A 15,234-nucleotide genomic window follows, 5' to 3' on the forward strand; every position below is an offset into this window, starting at 1 on the left:
TCGGGGCTGGTCGTGCCCTAGGCGGGACCGCAGACCGCGCCTGCCTCCGCGGACAGCAGCGTGTTGATGAACAGCGCGAGCAACCACGCAGCAGAGACGCAACTGCCGGAGTGCCTCAGTGCCGTCGCGTCAAGACAACCGCGACCTCGTGGTCCGAAACCGGATACTCGGCGTATCCGAGAGAGGGACTGTCTCGATAGGCGAGGCGCACCCAGTCGGGGCGGTCCTCGAACTGTGGGTACTCCGGATTCTCGCTGGGCGTGAAGTCGTCGATGACGGCGACGCCACCGACACGGAGCAGCCTGAGAACTCCTTCGGGAGTCGGCTTCGGGCCGCCGTCGAGAAACACGAAGTCGAAGGGACCGAAGTCCAGCAGGGCCTGTTCGTTCCCGGTCACCACCTGCACCCGGGCATCGTCTGCGAACAACTCGCGGGTCTGCTGAGCGCGCTCAGCGTCGAGCTCCACACTGACCAAGGTGCCCCCCACGGGCAGCGCGGCTGCTATGGCGGCAGTTCCTACCCCGTACCCGGATCCCACCTCACCTGCACGCACGTCCCCGGACAGCGTGCGGACAAGATTCCCCAGCAGGTCTGCGGTGCCCTCCGAGCACGAGAAGGAGAACCCGGCGGCGTAGGCACGGGATCGAGCCTCGGACACCCACGTCATGGATGAAGTATCGGGCGGCGCACGGGATTGCCGCCGTTGATGCCCACGTGTGGCGTCGTGGTAGAGCGGCTACCCAGGCGCGAAAGTCGTTGGGATTGTTGGCCTTCGGACTTCCCTCGCCATTCGAACTGGTGTACGATAATGGGCATGGGGGACGACGGGGTGGCGCCGCGCAGCGGTGGCTCGCTGGGCGCGGACGTCGCCCTGCTGCTCGAGGTCGCGGAGCGCATCGGCACCCGCGTCGCGGACGGCGAGCACCGGCAGCTGGACGGGGCCGCGCACGCCGGGCTGGCCGCGGAGCTGGTGCGCGCGACCGGTCTCGGGGAGGCCGCGGCGGCCGAGCTGCTGCGGGCGGCGTACCTCACCGGTGACCTGCGCAGCGCGGGCTTCTTCAGCGTGCGCGGCTTCGTGGCCGACGGCCTCGGGGTGAGTCGCGGCCAGGCGGGGCGGATCAGTGGTCTCGGCGTCGGGCTCGAGCGGCATCCGAGGCTGCGCGACGGAGTCCTGGCCGGGCGCATCTGCGCCGACGCCGCGCGGGCGGCCGCGCAGGGCATCGCCTCGGCGGTCGCGGACCTGCGCGGCCCCGAGCGCGAGGACGCGCGGACCAAGGGAGAGGCGATCATGCTGCCTGTCTGCGAGGCGGGCACGGTGGCCGACGTCGAGCGGGTCGCGGCCGCACTGGTGTTCCACCTCGATCCCGAGAGTGCGGCCCGACGCGCACTCGAAGCACTGGAGCGCCGGCACGTGCGCGTCGGCCGAGTGGGCGCCACGGCGGTAGTGACCATGGTGCTCGACGCGCTCACCGCGGCCCAGCTCGTCGAGCTGCTCGAGGCCCGCGTCGACCGGTGGTTCCGCACCGGCTCACTGCCTGAGGACCTGCTCCCCACCGGCGACGAGGAGGAGGACGAGCGGCGCCGTACGGTCGCCCGCCCGCGCCTGCTCGCCGACGCGTTCGCCGAGATCCTGACCGAGCTCGTCGGATCGCAGTCGGCCGGCACCCGAAACGGCGCCCCGGTCTCGGCGTCGGTGCTGGTGTCCGCGGACCACCACCGCGACGGCGCTCCTGGCCAGTTGCTCCTGCCGGGTCGAGAGCCGGTAACCGTTGCAGCGGAGACGGTCGAGCGGGTGCTGTGCGACGCCGAGGTCACCGAGGTGCACGTCGACGGGCTGGTGCCCGACCGCTCGTCGCTGGGTCAGATCGCCCGCAGCGACCGGCGGACCCGCGATGCAGCGGCCGGCGTCGACCCGCACGACCTCACCGGGCAGTGCTCGCACGTGCACTGCATCGCGCGGCGCTACCGCACCGCCACCCGTGACCAGCGGACTGCGCTCGCCGTTCGGGACCGGCACTGCCGGTTCCCCGGCTGCCGGGTGGGTGCGGAGCGCTGCGAGGCCCACCACGTCCGGGAGTGGGAGCGGGGCGGCGCCACCTGCCTGTCGAACCTGGTCCTGGTGTGCTCGCGGCACCACCACCTGCTGCACGAGGGCCGGTGGCGCATCCTCGCCGACGCCGACCTCGACCCCGGGCATCCCGACCGATGGCGGTTCACCCCACCGGACCACGGCTACGTCGGGGTCGACGGCGCCACGGTCGCCGAACGGCTCCGACGAGGACACCCGCCGGAACCGCAGGGCGGCCCGCCGCCTCGATCCGTCGCGGCCTGATCGACCGGACCGCGGGCATTCCGTCCGCGCCGGTCCTGAGGTTCCATGGAGGCTCCGACCGCGGGGAGGGCCGATGCCGAGCGAGGACGAGATCCTGCGGGCCCAACGGCGCACCTGGGCCGCGCTGGCCGCGGGCTGGGAGAAGTGGGACGGCGTGATCATGGATCAGCTGGCCCCTGCCAGCGCCGCGATCATCGGCAGCCTCGGCCTAGCCGACGGGCACCGGCACCTGGACGTGGCCAGCGGGACGGGGGAGCCCGGGCTGACCGTCGCCGGCCTCGTGCCGAGCGGCCGGGTCGTCCTCACCGACCTCTCCGCCGAGATGCTGGCGGTGGCGATGCGACGGGCGCGGGCGATGAACGTGACCAACGTCGAGACGCGGGTGTGCGGCGTCGACGCGCTGCCGTTCGAGGACGCCGCGTTCGACAGCGTCTCGGTCCGGTTCGGCTACATGTTCTTCCCGGACCTCTACGCGGCGACCGCCGAGCTGGCGCGGGTGCTGCGTCCCGGTGGGCGCCTGTGCTCGTCGGTCTGGGCCGGGCGCGACGTCAACCCGTGGACCACGCTCGTGCTGGACGCCATCGGGGCCGAGGTCGAGCTCCCCCCGGCCCCGCCCGGTGCGCCCGGCATGTTCCGCTGCGCCGAGCCGGGTCAGCTGTCCCGCGTGTACGACGCGGCCGGCCTGCGCGACGTCTCCGAGTGGGACGTGCCGGTGGAGCTCGTGACGGACTCGCCCGAGCAGGCCTGGGAGATGCTCAGCGAGCACGTGTCACTGGCGGTGGCGGCGCTGGCCCATCTCGACCCGGGCGCACGCGAGCGGGTCGCTCGCGCGGTGGTCGATCGGGTGAGCGAGTACCAGAGCGACGGCAGGATCAGGCTCCCCGGAGTGGCGCGCTGCGTCGTCGGCACCCGGTAGACCCACCCTCCGCGGCCGCGACGTCCGCCGACGGGTGGTGCGGCCGCGGCCGGGGGATACTGGACTCCGCGATCCCGGACCCGGGTCGCATCGCGCCAGAGCCCGTACGGAAGAGGCGATCACCGCATGTCCGTGTCCCTCGGGATGCCGCCGCTGCCCCCGCCCACGCTGGCGCCGCGCCGGAAGTCGCGGCAGATCCTGCTGCGGCACCCGCACCACCCGGTGCCCGTCGGCGGCGACGCCCCCATCAGCGTGCAGTCGATGACCACCACGCTGACGGCGGACGTGAACGCGACGTTGCAGCAGATCGCCGAGCTGACCGCCGCCGGCTGCCAGGTCGTCCGGGTGGCCGTACCCAGCCAGGACGACGCGGAGGCGCTGCCCGCGATCGCGCGGAAGGCCGACATCCCGGTCATCGCCGACATCCACTTCCAGCCCAAGTACGTCTTCGCGGCCATCGACGCGGGCTGCGCGGGCGTTCGGGTGAACCCCGGCAACATCAAGCAGTTCGACGACCGGGTGGGGGAGATCGCGAAGGCCGCGGCGGACGCGGGCATCCCGATCCGGATCGGCGTCAACGCCGGGTCGCTGGACAAGCGGCTGCTGGAGAAGTACGGCAAGGCCACGCCGGAGGCGCTCGTCGAGTCGGCGCTGTGGGAGTGCTCGCTGTTCGAGGAGCACGGCTTCCGCGACATCAAGATCTCGGTGAAGCACCACGACCCCGTGGTGATGGTGCAGGCCTACCGGCTGCTGGCCGAGAAGTGCGACTACCCGCTGCACCTCGGGGTGACCGAGGCCGGCCCCGCGTTCCAGGGCACCGTGAAGTCGGCGGTGGCCTTCGGTGCGCTGCTGTCCCAGGGCATCGGCGACACGATTCGCGTCTCCCTGTCGGCGCCGCCGGTCGAGGAGGTCAAGGTCGGCAACGCGATCCTGGAGTCCCTCAACCTGCGCCAGCGCGGCCTGGAGATCGTGTCCTGCCCGTCCTGCGGGCGCGCCCAGGTCGACGTCTACACACTGGCCGAGCAGGTCACCGCCGGGCTGCAGGGCCTCGAGGTCCCGCTGCGCGTCGCCGTCATGGGCTGCGTGGTCAACGGACCGGGGGAGGCCCGTGAGGCCGACCTCGGCGTGGCCTCGGGCAACGGCAAGGGCCAGATCTTCGTCCGCGGCGAGGTCATCAAGACCGTCCCCGAGGCGCAGATCGTCGAGACCCTGATCGAGGAGGCCCTCAAGCTGGCCGAGGCCGAGGGCCTCGAGCCCGGCGACCCGGTGGTGACCACCCCGGCCTGACCCGGCCTCCCGCGCGGGACCGGGTGACGTCGCGGCGTGTGACGCGGCGCCTCGACCCCCGGCTTCGGCAGGATGGCCGCCGTGCCGGGCGTGCTGCGGGTCCTGACCTCGCGCGAGGTCGAGTCACTGCGCCGTCTGCTGGCGCACGACCCGGTCACCCACTGCTTCGTCTCCGCCCGCCTCGACGCCGCTGGCATGGACCTGTGGCGGCTCGGCGGGGAGGTGTGGGGCTACGTCGACACCGGCCGGCTCACTTCCGCGCTGTACGTCGGCGCCAACGTGATCCCGATCGACACCGGGCCGGCCGCGCGGGCCGCGTTCGCCGACCGGGCCCGTCGGGTCGGGCGGCGCTGCTCGTCCATCGTCGGGCCCGCGTCGGAGGTGCTCGACCTGTGGCGGCTGCTCGAGCCCGCCTGGGGCACCGCCCGCGAGGTCCGCACGCGCCAGCCGCTGATGGTCTGCGACAGCGAGCCCCGGATCGCGGCGGACCCGTTCGTCCGTCCGGTGCGCCTCGACGAGCTCGACCTCCTGCTTCCCGCCTGCATCGCCATGTTCACCGAGGAGGTCGGCGTCTCGCCGGTGGCCGGCGGGGCGTACGAGTCCTACCGGGCCCGGATCGGCGACATCGTCCGGGCCGGGCGGGCGTTCGCGCGGATCGAGGACGGCCGGGTCGTCTTCAAGGCCGAGGTGGGGGCCGCGACCGACGCGGCCTGCCAGGTCCAGGGGGTCTGGGTCGATCCCGCGGACCGCGGCCGCGGCCTGTCCGCCCCGGGCATGGCCGCCGTCGTGCAGGCGGCCCGCGAGCGGATCGCCCCGGTGGTGTCGCTGTACGTCAACGACTACAACACCGCGGCCCGCAAGTCGTACGTCACCGTGGGGTTCCGCGAGGTCGGCACCTTCGCCACCGTGCTGTTCTGAGGCACCCCGTTCCGTTCCGAGGCCCCCGGTGCCGTCCTGAGGCGTCGTCCGCGCCCGGATATCCTGCGCGGGCCCCGCGGGCCACCGCGCCGGGCCGTCGGACCGAAGGAGAACCCCGTGCTGCTGCGGATGTCGACCCTGTTCCTGCGCACCCTGCGCGAGGACCCGGCCGACGCCGAGGTGCCCAGCCACAAGCTGCTGGTGCGCGGCGGCTTCGTGCGACGGGTCGCTCCCGGGCACTACTCCTGGCTGCCGCTGGGCTACCTCGTCTACCGCAACGTCGAGCGGATCGTGCGCGAGGAGATGGACCGCGCCGGCTTCCAGGAGGTGCACTTCCCGGCGATGCTGCCTCGGGAGCCGTACGAGCTGACCAACCGCTGGACGGAGTACGGGCCGGACCTGTTCCGGCTGAAGGACCGGCGGGGCAACGACTTCCTGCTCGGCCCCACCCACGAGGAGATGTTCACGCTGCTGGTGAAGGACCTGTACTCGTCGTACAAGGACCTCCCGCTGTGCATCTACCAGATCCAGACGAAGTACCGCGACGAGCCGCGACCCCGTGGCGGCCTGCTGCGGGGACGCGAGTTCGTCATGAAGGACTCGTACTCCTTCGACGTCGACGACGCGGGGCTGGCCGAGTCCTACGCCCGGCACCGCGCGGCCTACATCAACACGTTCGAGCGCTTGGGGCTGCAGTACCTCATCGTGTCGGCGATGTCCGGCGCCATGGGCGGCAGTGCCAGCGAGGAGTTCCTGGCGCCGACCGACGCCGGCGAGGACACCTACGTGCGCTGCGTGAACGGTGACTTCGCGGCCAACGTCGAGGCGGTCGTCACCGTGGCGCCGCCGGCGTTGGCGTACGACGACGTGCCGGCCGCGCACGTCCACGACACCCCGGACACGCCCACCATCGAGACGCTGGTCGACCTGTCCAACGCCCGCGACGACCTGCGCCGAGCGGACCGGGCGTGGACGGCCGCCGACACGCTGAAGAACGTGGTGCTCATGGTCGTCGCGCCCGACGGCACCGAAGCCCCCCTGGTCGTCGGCCTGCCCGGCGACCGCGAGGTCGACATGAAGCGGCTGGAGGCGGTGCTGCACCCGGCGCAGCCGCGGCCGTTCGAGGAGGCCGACTTCGCGCGGTACCCGGCGCTGGTCAAGGGCTACATCGGCCCGCAGGCGCTGGGCGAGTCGTCGGCGTCGGGGATCCGCTATCTCGTCGACCCCCGCGTCGTCGAAGGCACCCGCTGGATCACCGGCGCCAACGAGCAGGGTCGGCACGTCTACGACCTGACCATGGGTCGCGACTTCGGCGCCGACGGCACGATCGAGGCCGCCGAGGTGCGCGAGGGCGACACCTGCCCGGTCTGCGGCGGCGCGCTGGAGATCGCGCGTGGCATCGAGATCGGCCACATCTTCCAACTCGGCCGCAAGTACGCCGACGCGCTGGACCTGAAGGTCCTCGACGAGAACGGCAAGCTCGTCACGGTCACGATGGGGTCGTACGGCATCGGGGTGTCCCGGGCGGTGGCCGCGATCGCGGAGCAGAGCCACGACGACAAGGGCCTGATCTGGCCGCGCGAGGTGGCCCCGGCCGACGTGCACATCGTGGCCACGGGCAAGGAGGACGCCCCGTTCGAGGCTGCGGAGGTGCTCGCCGGGGGCCTGGAGGAGGCGGGCCTGCGGGTCCTGCTCGACGACCGGCGCGGGGTGTCCCCGGGGGTGAAGTTCAACGACTCCGAGCTGCTCGGCGTCCCGACGATCGTCGTGGTCGGCAAACGGCTGGCCGACGGGGTCGTGGAGCTGAAGGACCGGGCGACGGGGGAGCGGACCGAGGTGCCGCTGGACGAGGCGGTGCACCGGATCGCGGCGGCCTGCCGGGCCTGACGGCCGGCCGCTGCGGGGAGCGGTCGGATCCGAGGGCCGAGTGCCCGCGGCGGCCGGATCCGTCGCCCCAGCAGTCCCACCGGTCACATCGCCCGGATCGTGTTCCCTCATCCCCGCGCGACACGCCGCCCCAGTTGGGCACACGATCCGCTAAGCGGATCGTGTGCCCAACTGACGGGGGGGGTTGCGGCGTCGGGGAGAGTGCGAACCGGGACGGGAGGGTGGCGGTGGTGAGCGGACGGGTCGAGGCGGTCGTGTTCGACTGGGGCGGGACGCTCACGCCGTGGCACGACGTGGACCTGGTGGCCCAGTGGTACGCCTACGCCGAGGCCTACGACCCGCCGCGCGCCGGTGAGCTCGCCCGGGCCCTGTACGAGGCCGAGGAGCACCGCTGGGACCGGCAGCGCACCAGCGGCGGCGCCGACGGCACCGGCGGCCTGGAGGCGATGTTCGCCGAGCTGGGCATCGACACCTCCACGGGCCGCCACCTCAACGCGCTGGCCGCCTACCTGGACTTCTGGGACCCGCACACCTACGCCGACCCCGACGCCGTGCCGCTGCTGCGCGCGCTGCGGGGGCGCGGCATCCGGGTGGGCGTGCTGTCCAACACCATGTGGCCGCGCAGCCACCACGAGGAGGTCTTCGCCCGGGACGGGCTGCTGGACCTCATCGACGGCGCGGTCTACACCAGCGAGCTCCCCGTCGCGAAGCCGCACGCCGACGCGTTCCGGATCGCGCTGGAGGCCGTCGGCGGTGTCGACCCGGCGACCACCGTGTTCGTCGGCGACCGGGTGTGGGACGACGTGCACGGCGCCCAGCAGGTGGGGATGCGCGGGGTCCTGGTGCCGCACTCGACGATCCCGCAGCGCCAGCGGGTCGAGGTCGAGGTGACCCCGGACGCGGTCGTCGCCCGACTCGGCGAGGTCCTCGACGTGGTCGACGGATGGAACGCGGCACCGGCCACGCCCGCCGACGGGTCCGGCGCCGGTTGAGCGCCGTGGCCGCCGACCCGTCGGCCCTCGAGCCCCTCACCGTCGCGCTGCTGTGCGCCGCGGCCCTAGTGGCCGGGTGGGTCGACGCGGTCAGCGGGGGCGGCGGGCTGGTCCAGCTGCCCGCGCTGCTGCTCGCGATGCCCGGGCAGCCGCCGGCCGTTGCCCTGGGGACCAACAAGCTCTCCGCCGTCCTCGGGACGTCGGCGGCCGCGGTCACCTACCTGCGCCGGGCGACGCCGGACCTGCGCACCGCCGTGCCGATGGCGGTCGCCGCCTTCGTGGGATCCGCCCTCGGGGCGACCGTGGCCACCCGGGTCCCGCCCGGCGCGTTCCGCCCGGTGGTCCTGGTGTTGCTGGTGGTCGCCTGGCTGTGGACGCTGCTGCGCCCCGCGCTGGGCGAGGAGGAGGCCCGCCGCTTCACCGGCCGCCGCCACTACGCATTGGCGGTCGCCGGCGGCGCGGTCATCGGGACGTACGACGGGATGCTCGGCCCGGGGACCGGGTCGTTCCTGGTGTTCCTGCTGGTGGCCGGACTCGGCTACTCGTTCCTGCGCGCCTCGGCCACGGCGAAGGTCGTCAACGTGGGGACCAACCTCGCCGCCCTGATCGTCTTCGGGGTGAGCGGCTCGGTGCTGTGGGGGCTGGGTCTGCTCATGGGCGCCGCGAACGTCCTCGGTGCCGTCATCGGGGCCCGCACCGCCGTCGCCCGCGGCAGCGGCTTCGTCCGGGTGGTGTTCCTCGCCGTCGTCGGGGTGCTCATCGCCCGGCTCGGCTGGGACGTGCTGGCCGGCTGAGGGAGCGGGGGGATCAGCCGCCGGGGAAGGCCTGCGGTGACCCGCCCCACGCGACCGCGCGGACCGCCGCCTCACGGGCCGTGAGCACGGCCTCGGTGCGCTCGTCCCCGGTCACCGCCGCGGCCAGGTCGGCGTAGACCGGGACCAGCCGGTCCTCCACGTACGCGGCGAGCGCCCGCGCCGACTCGGCGTCGATGACCGGGAACGGCGGGTCGTAGGCGATCGCCGCCGGCGGCGGGGTCCCCCCGAGGGCGACGACCCGGGCGCGGAGCCGGTCCCGGCGCGCGCGGTGCGCGTCCAGCGCGCTACGCGCCCGGCCCTGCTGGTCTGCCGGCAGCCTGCCGCCGACCAGTCCGTACGCGTAGACCGCCGCGTGCTCGCCGGCGACCGCTGCCTCCAGCGCCTCCAGCTCGCTCATGCGGTGCCACCCCCGAGGGCGGCCTGGTGGGAGGCCTCGCTGGCGGCGACCAGCGCGAGCAGACGCGCCAGCCCCGCGCCCGCTGCCGCGGTGCAGGCCTCGGTACGGTCCCGGGCCGCTTCCTGCTCGGCTCGGCGCAAGGCGGCGACCGCCGCGGCGCGGTCGGTCGGGACCGCGGTCGCCGGGCCGCCGGAGCCGCCCGAACCGCCCCCCGCGGGACCTCCCGACGGCGACGGGGACGGGGCGGCGGCACCGCCGTCCGCCACCGGCCCCTCCGCGGTCACGGCCTCCCGGTGGGCCAGGTGCTGGTCGCGCAGCGGCGCGAGCCGCTCGGCCAGCGCGGGGTGCGCGGCGATCGTGGCGTCGTAGCGCGCCACCAGGGCGTCCTCGGCGGCGGTGACCCGGCCCCGCAGCAGGGCGTCCGCGTCGGCCGCGGTGCCGGTCGCCCGGCTCGGGTCCGGCGGCGTGGCGTCGCCGGACGTGCATCCCGCCAGCGGCGCCACGGGCAGGGCCATCAGCCCGGCCAGCAGGGCGCGGCGCGACGTGCGTCTCACGCGCGCCAGGATCGCACGCGGGCCCTCCCCGGCCCGGGGGGCGGGTAGGCTCGCCACCAGTCCCGCGGCCCCACGGACGGACGCCCCGCCGGCAGTCCGGACGTGCCGCGGGCGGACAACCAGGCACCTACAACAGGACGCACGCGGGAGGACCCATGCAGCACGTGTCGCGGGACCGCCTGCGCGAGGTCCTCGGTCCGGTGGTTTCGTCCGCCGGTGCCGACCTCGAGGACGTCGAGGTCCGGACCGCGGGCCGGCGCCGGGTCGTCCGGGTCGTCGTGGACCGCGACGGCGGCATCACCCTCGACGACGTCGCTGCCCTGTCCGAGCGCGTCTCCGCGACCCTCGACGACACCGACGTGCTCGGTGACGCGCCCTACGTCCTCGAGGTGACCTCCCCGGGAGTGGACCGCCCGCTGACCCATCCCCGGCACTGGCGCCGGGCCGTCGGCCGTCTGGTCCGGTGCGACCGGCACGGCCACCCGACCGTCACCGGCCGCGTCGTCAGTGCCGACGAGGCCGGCGCGGTCCTCGACGTCGACGGGACGTCGGTGCCGGTGGCCTTCGCCGACGTCGACCGCGCCGTGGTGGAGGTGGAGTTCTCGCGGCCGGACGCCGCCCAGCCCGACGACGCCGAACCGCACGACGCCCCCGGCGCCGGCTGACGTCACGGCCACCGGCCGCCCACCCGACTCCCTCGATCCCGTACCGAACCCGCCCAGGAGGACCCGTGGACATCGACGTCAGCGCCCTCAAGGGACTGGTCCGCGAGAAGAACCTGTCCCTCGACCTGGTCGTGGAGAGCATCGAGCAGGCCCTGCTCATCGCCTACCACCGCACGCCCGGCGCCGCACCGCTGGCGCGGGTGGAGCTGGACCGCAAGTCCGGTCACGTCACGGTGTGGGCCACCGAGACCGACGACGACGGCACGCCGATGCGCGAGTACGACGACACCCCGGAGGGATTCGGCAGGATCGCCGCGACCACGGCCCGGCAGGTGCTGCTGCAGCGGCTGCGGGACGCGGAGGGCGACGTCACGTTCGGCGAGTTCGCCGGCCGCGAGGGCGACCTGGTGTCCGGCGTCGTGCAGCAGGGTTCCGACCCCCGGGTCGTGCTCGTCGACCTCGGCAAGGTCGAGGGCGTGCTGCCGGCCAGCGAGCAGGTGCCGGGGGAGTCCTACCAGCACGGCACCCGGCTGAAGTGCTACGTGGTGTCCGTGCGCAAGGGCCCGCGCGGCCCGCAGGTCACGCTCTCGCGCAGCCACCCGGGCCTGGTGAAGGCGCTGTTCGCCCTCGAGGTGCCGGAGATCGCTGACGGGACCGTCGAGATCGCGGCGATGGCGCGGGAGGCCGGCCACCGCACCAAGATCGCGGTGAAGTCCACCGTCCCCGGGGTCAACGCCAAGGGGGCCTGCATCGGCCCCATGGGCCAGCGGGTGCGCCAGGTGATGACCGAGCTGCACGGCGAGAAGATCGACATCGTTGACCACAGCGACGACCCGGCGGAGATGGTCGCGCACGCGCTGTCGCCGGCCCGGGTCACCCGCGTGACCGTCGTGGACCCCACGGCTCGGGCGGCGCGCGTGATCGTCCCCGACTACCAGCTGTCGCTGGCCATCGGCCGCGAGGGCCAGAACGCCCGCCTGGCCGCCCGGCTCACCGGCTGGCGCATCGACATCCGGCCCGACACCGCTCCCGGCGACGGCCCCGCCCCCGGCGACGGCCCCGCCCCCGGTGACGGCCCCGCCCCCGGCGACGGCCCCGCCCCCGGCGACGCCCCGGCGTGACCCCGGGAGACCAGCCCCCGACCGGGTCCCCGTCGGCGGGACGGCCCGCCCGTCCGGACGGGGTAGACTTTCCGGCGGCCGGTCGTCCGAGGGACCCGGCAGTTCCGACGCGCACCTGCGTCGGCTGCCGCCAGCGGGCGCCGAAGTCCGACCTCCTGCGGGTCGTGGCGGCCGAGGGCGCGTGCGTCCCCGACCTCCGCGGCCGGCTCCCGGGACGCGGGGCATACCTGCACCGTCGACCCGGGTGCCTCGACCTCGCCGAGCGACGTCGCGCGCTGCCCCGGGCCCTGCGGGTCCCCGGCACGCTCGACACCGGTGCCCTGCGCCGGCTGCTGGCGCCGGACGAGGAGGGGGCCGGCCCCGGTGAGGACCGCGCCGCACCGTCCGCCCACGTCAACGGGAGCGATCAGGAATGAGCGCCCGATGAACACGCACCGATGAGCGTGTCCACCCAGCACTGACGGTCCGCGCGGCACCGCCCGGACCAGACAGGAGAAACGTGTCCAAGGTTCGGGTCTACGAGCTCGCCAAGGAGCTCGGGGTCGAGAGCAAGGTCGTCCTGGCCAAGCTCCACGAGCTCGGTGAGTTCGTCCGCTCCGCCTCGTCCACCATCGAGGCCCCGGTCGTACGCAAGCTGCGCGAGGCCATGCCGGCCGCACCCGCGGCCGACAAGCCCCCGGCCGACAAGCCCGCGGCGGCCAAGCCCGCTGCGGCCAAGCCTGCGGCTGCGAAGCCCGCCGCGCCTGCGGCGGCCGAGCCCGCCACCCCGGCGGTGGCCGCGCCCACGCCGGCCACTCCGCCCGCGGCCGCGCCCACGGCCCCGGCGACGCCCGCGGCCCCGGTGACGCCCGCGGCCCCGGCGACGCCTGAGGCCCCGGTCGCCCCCGAGCAGCCGGTCGCCCCGGCCGCGTCGGCGGCCCCCGCCGCCCCGGCGGCAACCCAGCCGGCGACGCCCGGCAGCGCCCCGCGGCCCGCAGGCCCGCGCCCCGGCAACAACCCGTTCACCGGCAACACCGGGATGGGTCGCCCGTCCGGTCCGCGCCCGGGCAACAACCCCTACAGCGGGACCACCGGCATGGGCCGCTCCGGGACCGCGCCGGCGGGTCCGCGGCCGAGCCCCGGCTCGATGCCGCCCCGTCCGGGCGGTGGCGTGCCCGGCGCCCCCCGGCCCAACCCCGGCATGATGCCGCCGCGCCCGGCCCAGGGCCGTGGCGCACCGGGCCGGCCCGGTGCCCCCGGTCGTCCCGGCGGCGCGCCCGGTCGTCCCGGCGGTGCCCCCGGTCGTCCCGGCGGCGGTGGCGGCGGCTTCGGCGGTCGTCCCGGTGGCGGCGGCGGCGGTGGCGGCGGCGGCTTCGGCGGTCGTCCCGGTGGTGGCGGCGGCTTCGGCGGTCGTCCCGGTGGCGGCGGTCGCGGCGGGACCGCGGGCGCCTTCGGCCGTCCCGGCGGCAAGCCGACCCGGGGCCGCAAGTCGAAGCGGGCGAAGCGCCAGGAGTTCGACAACATGGAGGCGCCGACGATCGGCGGCGTCCGCGTCACCCGCGGCGGCGGCGAGGTCGTCCGGCTGCCTCGTGGCGCGTCGCTCACTGACTTCGCCGACAAGATCAACGCCAGCGCGGCCGACCTCGTGACCGTGCTGTTCAAGCTCGGCGAGATGGTCACCGCGACCCAGTCGGTCGACGACGACACGCTGCGCCTGCTCGGCTCCGAGCTGAACTACGACGTGCAGGTCGTCTCGCCGGAGGACGAGGACCGCGAGCTGCTGGAGTCGTTCGACCTCGAGTTCGGCGAGGACGAGGGCGCCGAGGGCGACCTGATCGCCCGACCGCCGGTCGTCACGGTCATGGGTCACGTCGACCACGGCAAGACCAAGCTGCTCGACGCGATCCGCCACACCAACGTGGTGGACGCGGAGGCCGGCGGCATCACCCAGCACATCGGTGCCTACCAGATCTCGGCCAAGACCGACGACGGCGAGCGACGGGTCACCTTCATCGACACCCCGGGCCACGAGGCGTTCACCGCCATGCGTGCCCGTGGTGCCCAGGTGACCGACATCGCGGTCCTCGTGGTCGCCGCCGACGACGGCGTGAAGCCGCAGACGATCGAGGCGCTCAACCACGCCCAGGCCGCCGACGTGCCGATCGTGGTGGCCGTCAACAAGGTGGACAAGGAGGGCGCGGACCCCACGAAGGTGCGCACCCAGCTCACCGAGTACGGCCTGGTCGCCGAGGAGTTCGGCGGCGAGACGATGTTCGTCGACGTGTCCGCCAAGCAGCGGCTCGGCATCGACGACCTGCTCGAGGCGATCCTGCTCACCGCCGACGCGGCGCTGGACCTGCGGGCCAACCCGACGCAGGACGCGCAGGGCATCGCGATCGAGGCGCACCTGGACCGCGGTCGCGGCCCGGTCGCGACGGTCCTGGTGCAGCGCGGCACGCTGCGGGCCGGCGACTCCATCGTCTGCGGCGACGCCTTCGGGCGGGTCCGGGCGATGATCGACGAGCACGGCGACGCGATCGAGGAGGCCGGCCCGGCCCGTCCGGTGCAGGTCCTCGGCCTCACCTCGGTCCCCGGCGCCGGCGACTCGTTCCTGGTCGTGTCCGAGGACCGGGTCGCGCGGCAGATCGCGCAGACCCGGCAGGCCCGCGAGCGCAACGCGCTGCTGGCCCGCTCCCGCAACCGGCGCACGCTGGAGGACTTCCTCAAGTCGCTGGAGCAGGGCGAGGTCCAGGAGCTCAAGCTCATCCTCAAGGGCGACGTGTCCGGCTCGGTCGAGGCCCTCGAGGACGCTCTGCTGAAGATCGACGTCGGCGAGGAGGTCTCGCTGCGGATCATCGACCGAGGGGTCGGCGCGATCACCGAGACCAACGTCATGCTGGCCGCCGCGTCCGACGCCGTGATCATCGGCTTCAACGTGCGGCCGCAGGGCAAGGCCAGCGAGGTCGCCGACCGCGAGGGCGTCGACATCCGCTACTACTCGGTCATCTACCAGGCGATCGAGGAGGTCGAGGCGGCCCTCAAGGGCATGCTCAAGCCGGAGTACGAGGAGGCCCAGCTCGGCACGGCGGAGGTCCGCGAGATCTTCAAGTCGTCCAAGTTCGGGACCATCGCCGGCTGCCTGGTCCGCAGCGGGGAGATCCGCCGCAACTCCAAGGCCCGGCTGGTCCGCGACGGCGTGGTCGTGGCGGAGAACCTGTCGGTGGAGTCGCTGCGCCGCTTCAAGGACGACGTGACCGAGGTCCGCGACGGCTACGAGTGCGGCATCGGCCTGGGGTCCTACAACGACCTCAAGGTCGACGACGTGATCGAGACGTACGAGATGCGGGAGAAGCCCCGCGCCTGACGACGCC

At 74.3% G+C, this 15,234-nt stretch carries 14 protein-coding genes; 11 read left to right on the forward strand and 3 right to left on the reverse strand.

Going from position 1 to position 15,234, the window contains the following annotated elements; all coding sequences use genetic code 11:
• Positions 1-115: 115 nt before the first annotated feature.
• Positions 116-667, reverse strand: a complete 552-nt coding sequence (locus R2737_08620) for a class I SAM-dependent methyltransferase (GenBank protein ID MEZ5116318.1) — start codon at positions 665-667, stop codon at positions 116-118.
• A gap of 147 nt (positions 668-814) precedes the next feature.
• On the opposite strand from R2737_08620, the gene R2737_08625 reads away from it, so the two are divergent.
• The 7 genes from R2737_08625 to R2737_08655 all read left to right on the forward strand — a co-directional run bounded on the left by R2737_08625 (position 815) and on the right by R2737_08655 (position 9,126).
• Positions 815-2,332 carry a hypothetical protein gene (locus R2737_08625; protein ID MEZ5116319.1) on the forward strand — a complete coding sequence of 506 codons (1,518 nt, stop codon included), beginning with the start codon at positions 815-817 and terminating at the stop codon, positions 2,330-2,332.
• A 73-nt stretch (positions 2,333-2,405) separates the two neighbouring features.
• Positions 2,406-3,248, forward strand: coding sequence for a class I SAM-dependent methyltransferase (locus R2737_08630; protein MEZ5116320.1), 843 nt, complete (start codon positions 2,406-2,408; stop codon positions 3,246-3,248).
• A gap of 126 nt (positions 3,249-3,374) precedes the next feature.
• Positions 3,375-4,535: a flavodoxin-dependent (E)-4-hydroxy-3-methylbut-2-enyl-diphosphate synthase gene (gene ispG, locus R2737_08635; GenBank protein MEZ5116321.1), complete on the forward strand. Its 1,161-nt coding sequence runs from the start codon at positions 3,375-3,377 to the stop codon at positions 4,533-4,535.
• A 72-nt stretch (positions 4,536-4,607) separates the two neighbouring features.
• Positions 4,608-5,453 (forward strand): GNAT family N-acetyltransferase, encoded by an 846-nt coding sequence (locus R2737_08640; GenBank protein MEZ5116322.1) that lies wholly within the window; start codon positions 4,608-4,610, stop codon positions 5,451-5,453.
• 117 nt (positions 5,454-5,570) lie between these two features.
• Entirely contained in the window at positions 5,571-7,340 is a 1,770-nt protein-coding gene (locus tag R2737_08645) for a proline--tRNA ligase (protein ID MEZ5116323.1), read from the forward strand.
• A gap of 230 nt (positions 7,341-7,570) precedes the next feature.
• Entirely contained in the window at positions 7,571-8,332 is a 762-nt protein-coding gene (locus R2737_08650; protein ID MEZ5116324.1) for an HAD family hydrolase, read from the forward strand.
• A complete protein-coding gene (locus R2737_08655) occupies positions 8,284-9,126 on the forward strand; it encodes a TSUP family transporter (protein ID MEZ5116325.1) in 843 nt (280 codons plus the stop codon). The genes R2737_08650 and R2737_08655 overlap by 49 nt, the downstream gene beginning before the upstream one ends.
• A 13-nt stretch (positions 9,127-9,139) precedes the next feature.
• Here the strand turns inward: R2737_08655 and R2737_08660 are convergent, their stop codons facing one another.
• A complete protein-coding gene (locus R2737_08660) occupies positions 9,140-9,544 on the reverse strand; it encodes a ferritin-like domain-containing protein (protein MEZ5116326.1) in 405 nt (134 codons plus the stop codon).
• On the reverse strand, positions 9,541-10,098 hold the full coding sequence (locus R2737_08665) for a hypothetical protein (protein MEZ5116327.1): 558 nt from the start codon (positions 10,096-10,098) through the stop codon (positions 9,541-9,543). The genes R2737_08660 and R2737_08665 overlap by 4 nt, the downstream gene beginning before the upstream one ends.
• A 155-nt stretch (positions 10,099-10,253) precedes the next feature.
• On the opposite strand from R2737_08665, the gene rimP reads away from it, so the two are divergent.
• From rimP to infB, 4 genes are all read left to right on the forward strand, one after another.
• Positions 10,254-10,763 (forward strand): ribosome maturation factor RimP, encoded by a 510-nt coding sequence (gene rimP / locus R2737_08670; GenBank protein MEZ5116328.1) that lies wholly within the window; start codon positions 10,254-10,256, stop codon positions 10,761-10,763.
• 65 nt (positions 10,764-10,828) lie between these two features.
• Positions 10,829-11,884 (forward strand): transcription termination factor NusA, encoded by a 1,056-nt coding sequence (nusA, locus tag R2737_08675; GenBank protein MEZ5116329.1) that lies wholly within the window; start codon positions 10,829-10,831, stop codon positions 11,882-11,884.
• Complete coding sequence (locus R2737_08680; protein ID MEZ5116330.1) at positions 11,881-12,300, forward strand: YlxR family protein; 420 nt, start codon at positions 11,881-11,883, stop codon at positions 12,298-12,300. The genes nusA and R2737_08680 overlap by 4 nt, the downstream gene beginning before the upstream one ends.
• Positions 12,301-12,383: 83 nt before the next feature.
• Positions 12,384-15,227 carry a translation initiation factor IF-2 gene (gene infB, locus R2737_08685; GenBank protein MEZ5116331.1) on the forward strand — a complete coding sequence of 948 codons (2,844 nt, stop codon included), beginning with the start codon at positions 12,384-12,386 and terminating at the stop codon, positions 15,225-15,227.
• Positions 15,228-15,234: the final 7 nt, after the last annotated feature.

The sequence above is a fragment of the Candidatus Nanopelagicales bacterium genome, assembly GCA_041393815.1.
Classification (GTDB): domain Bacteria; phylum Actinomycetota; class Actinomycetes; order S36-B12; family JAWKJK01; genus JAWKJK01.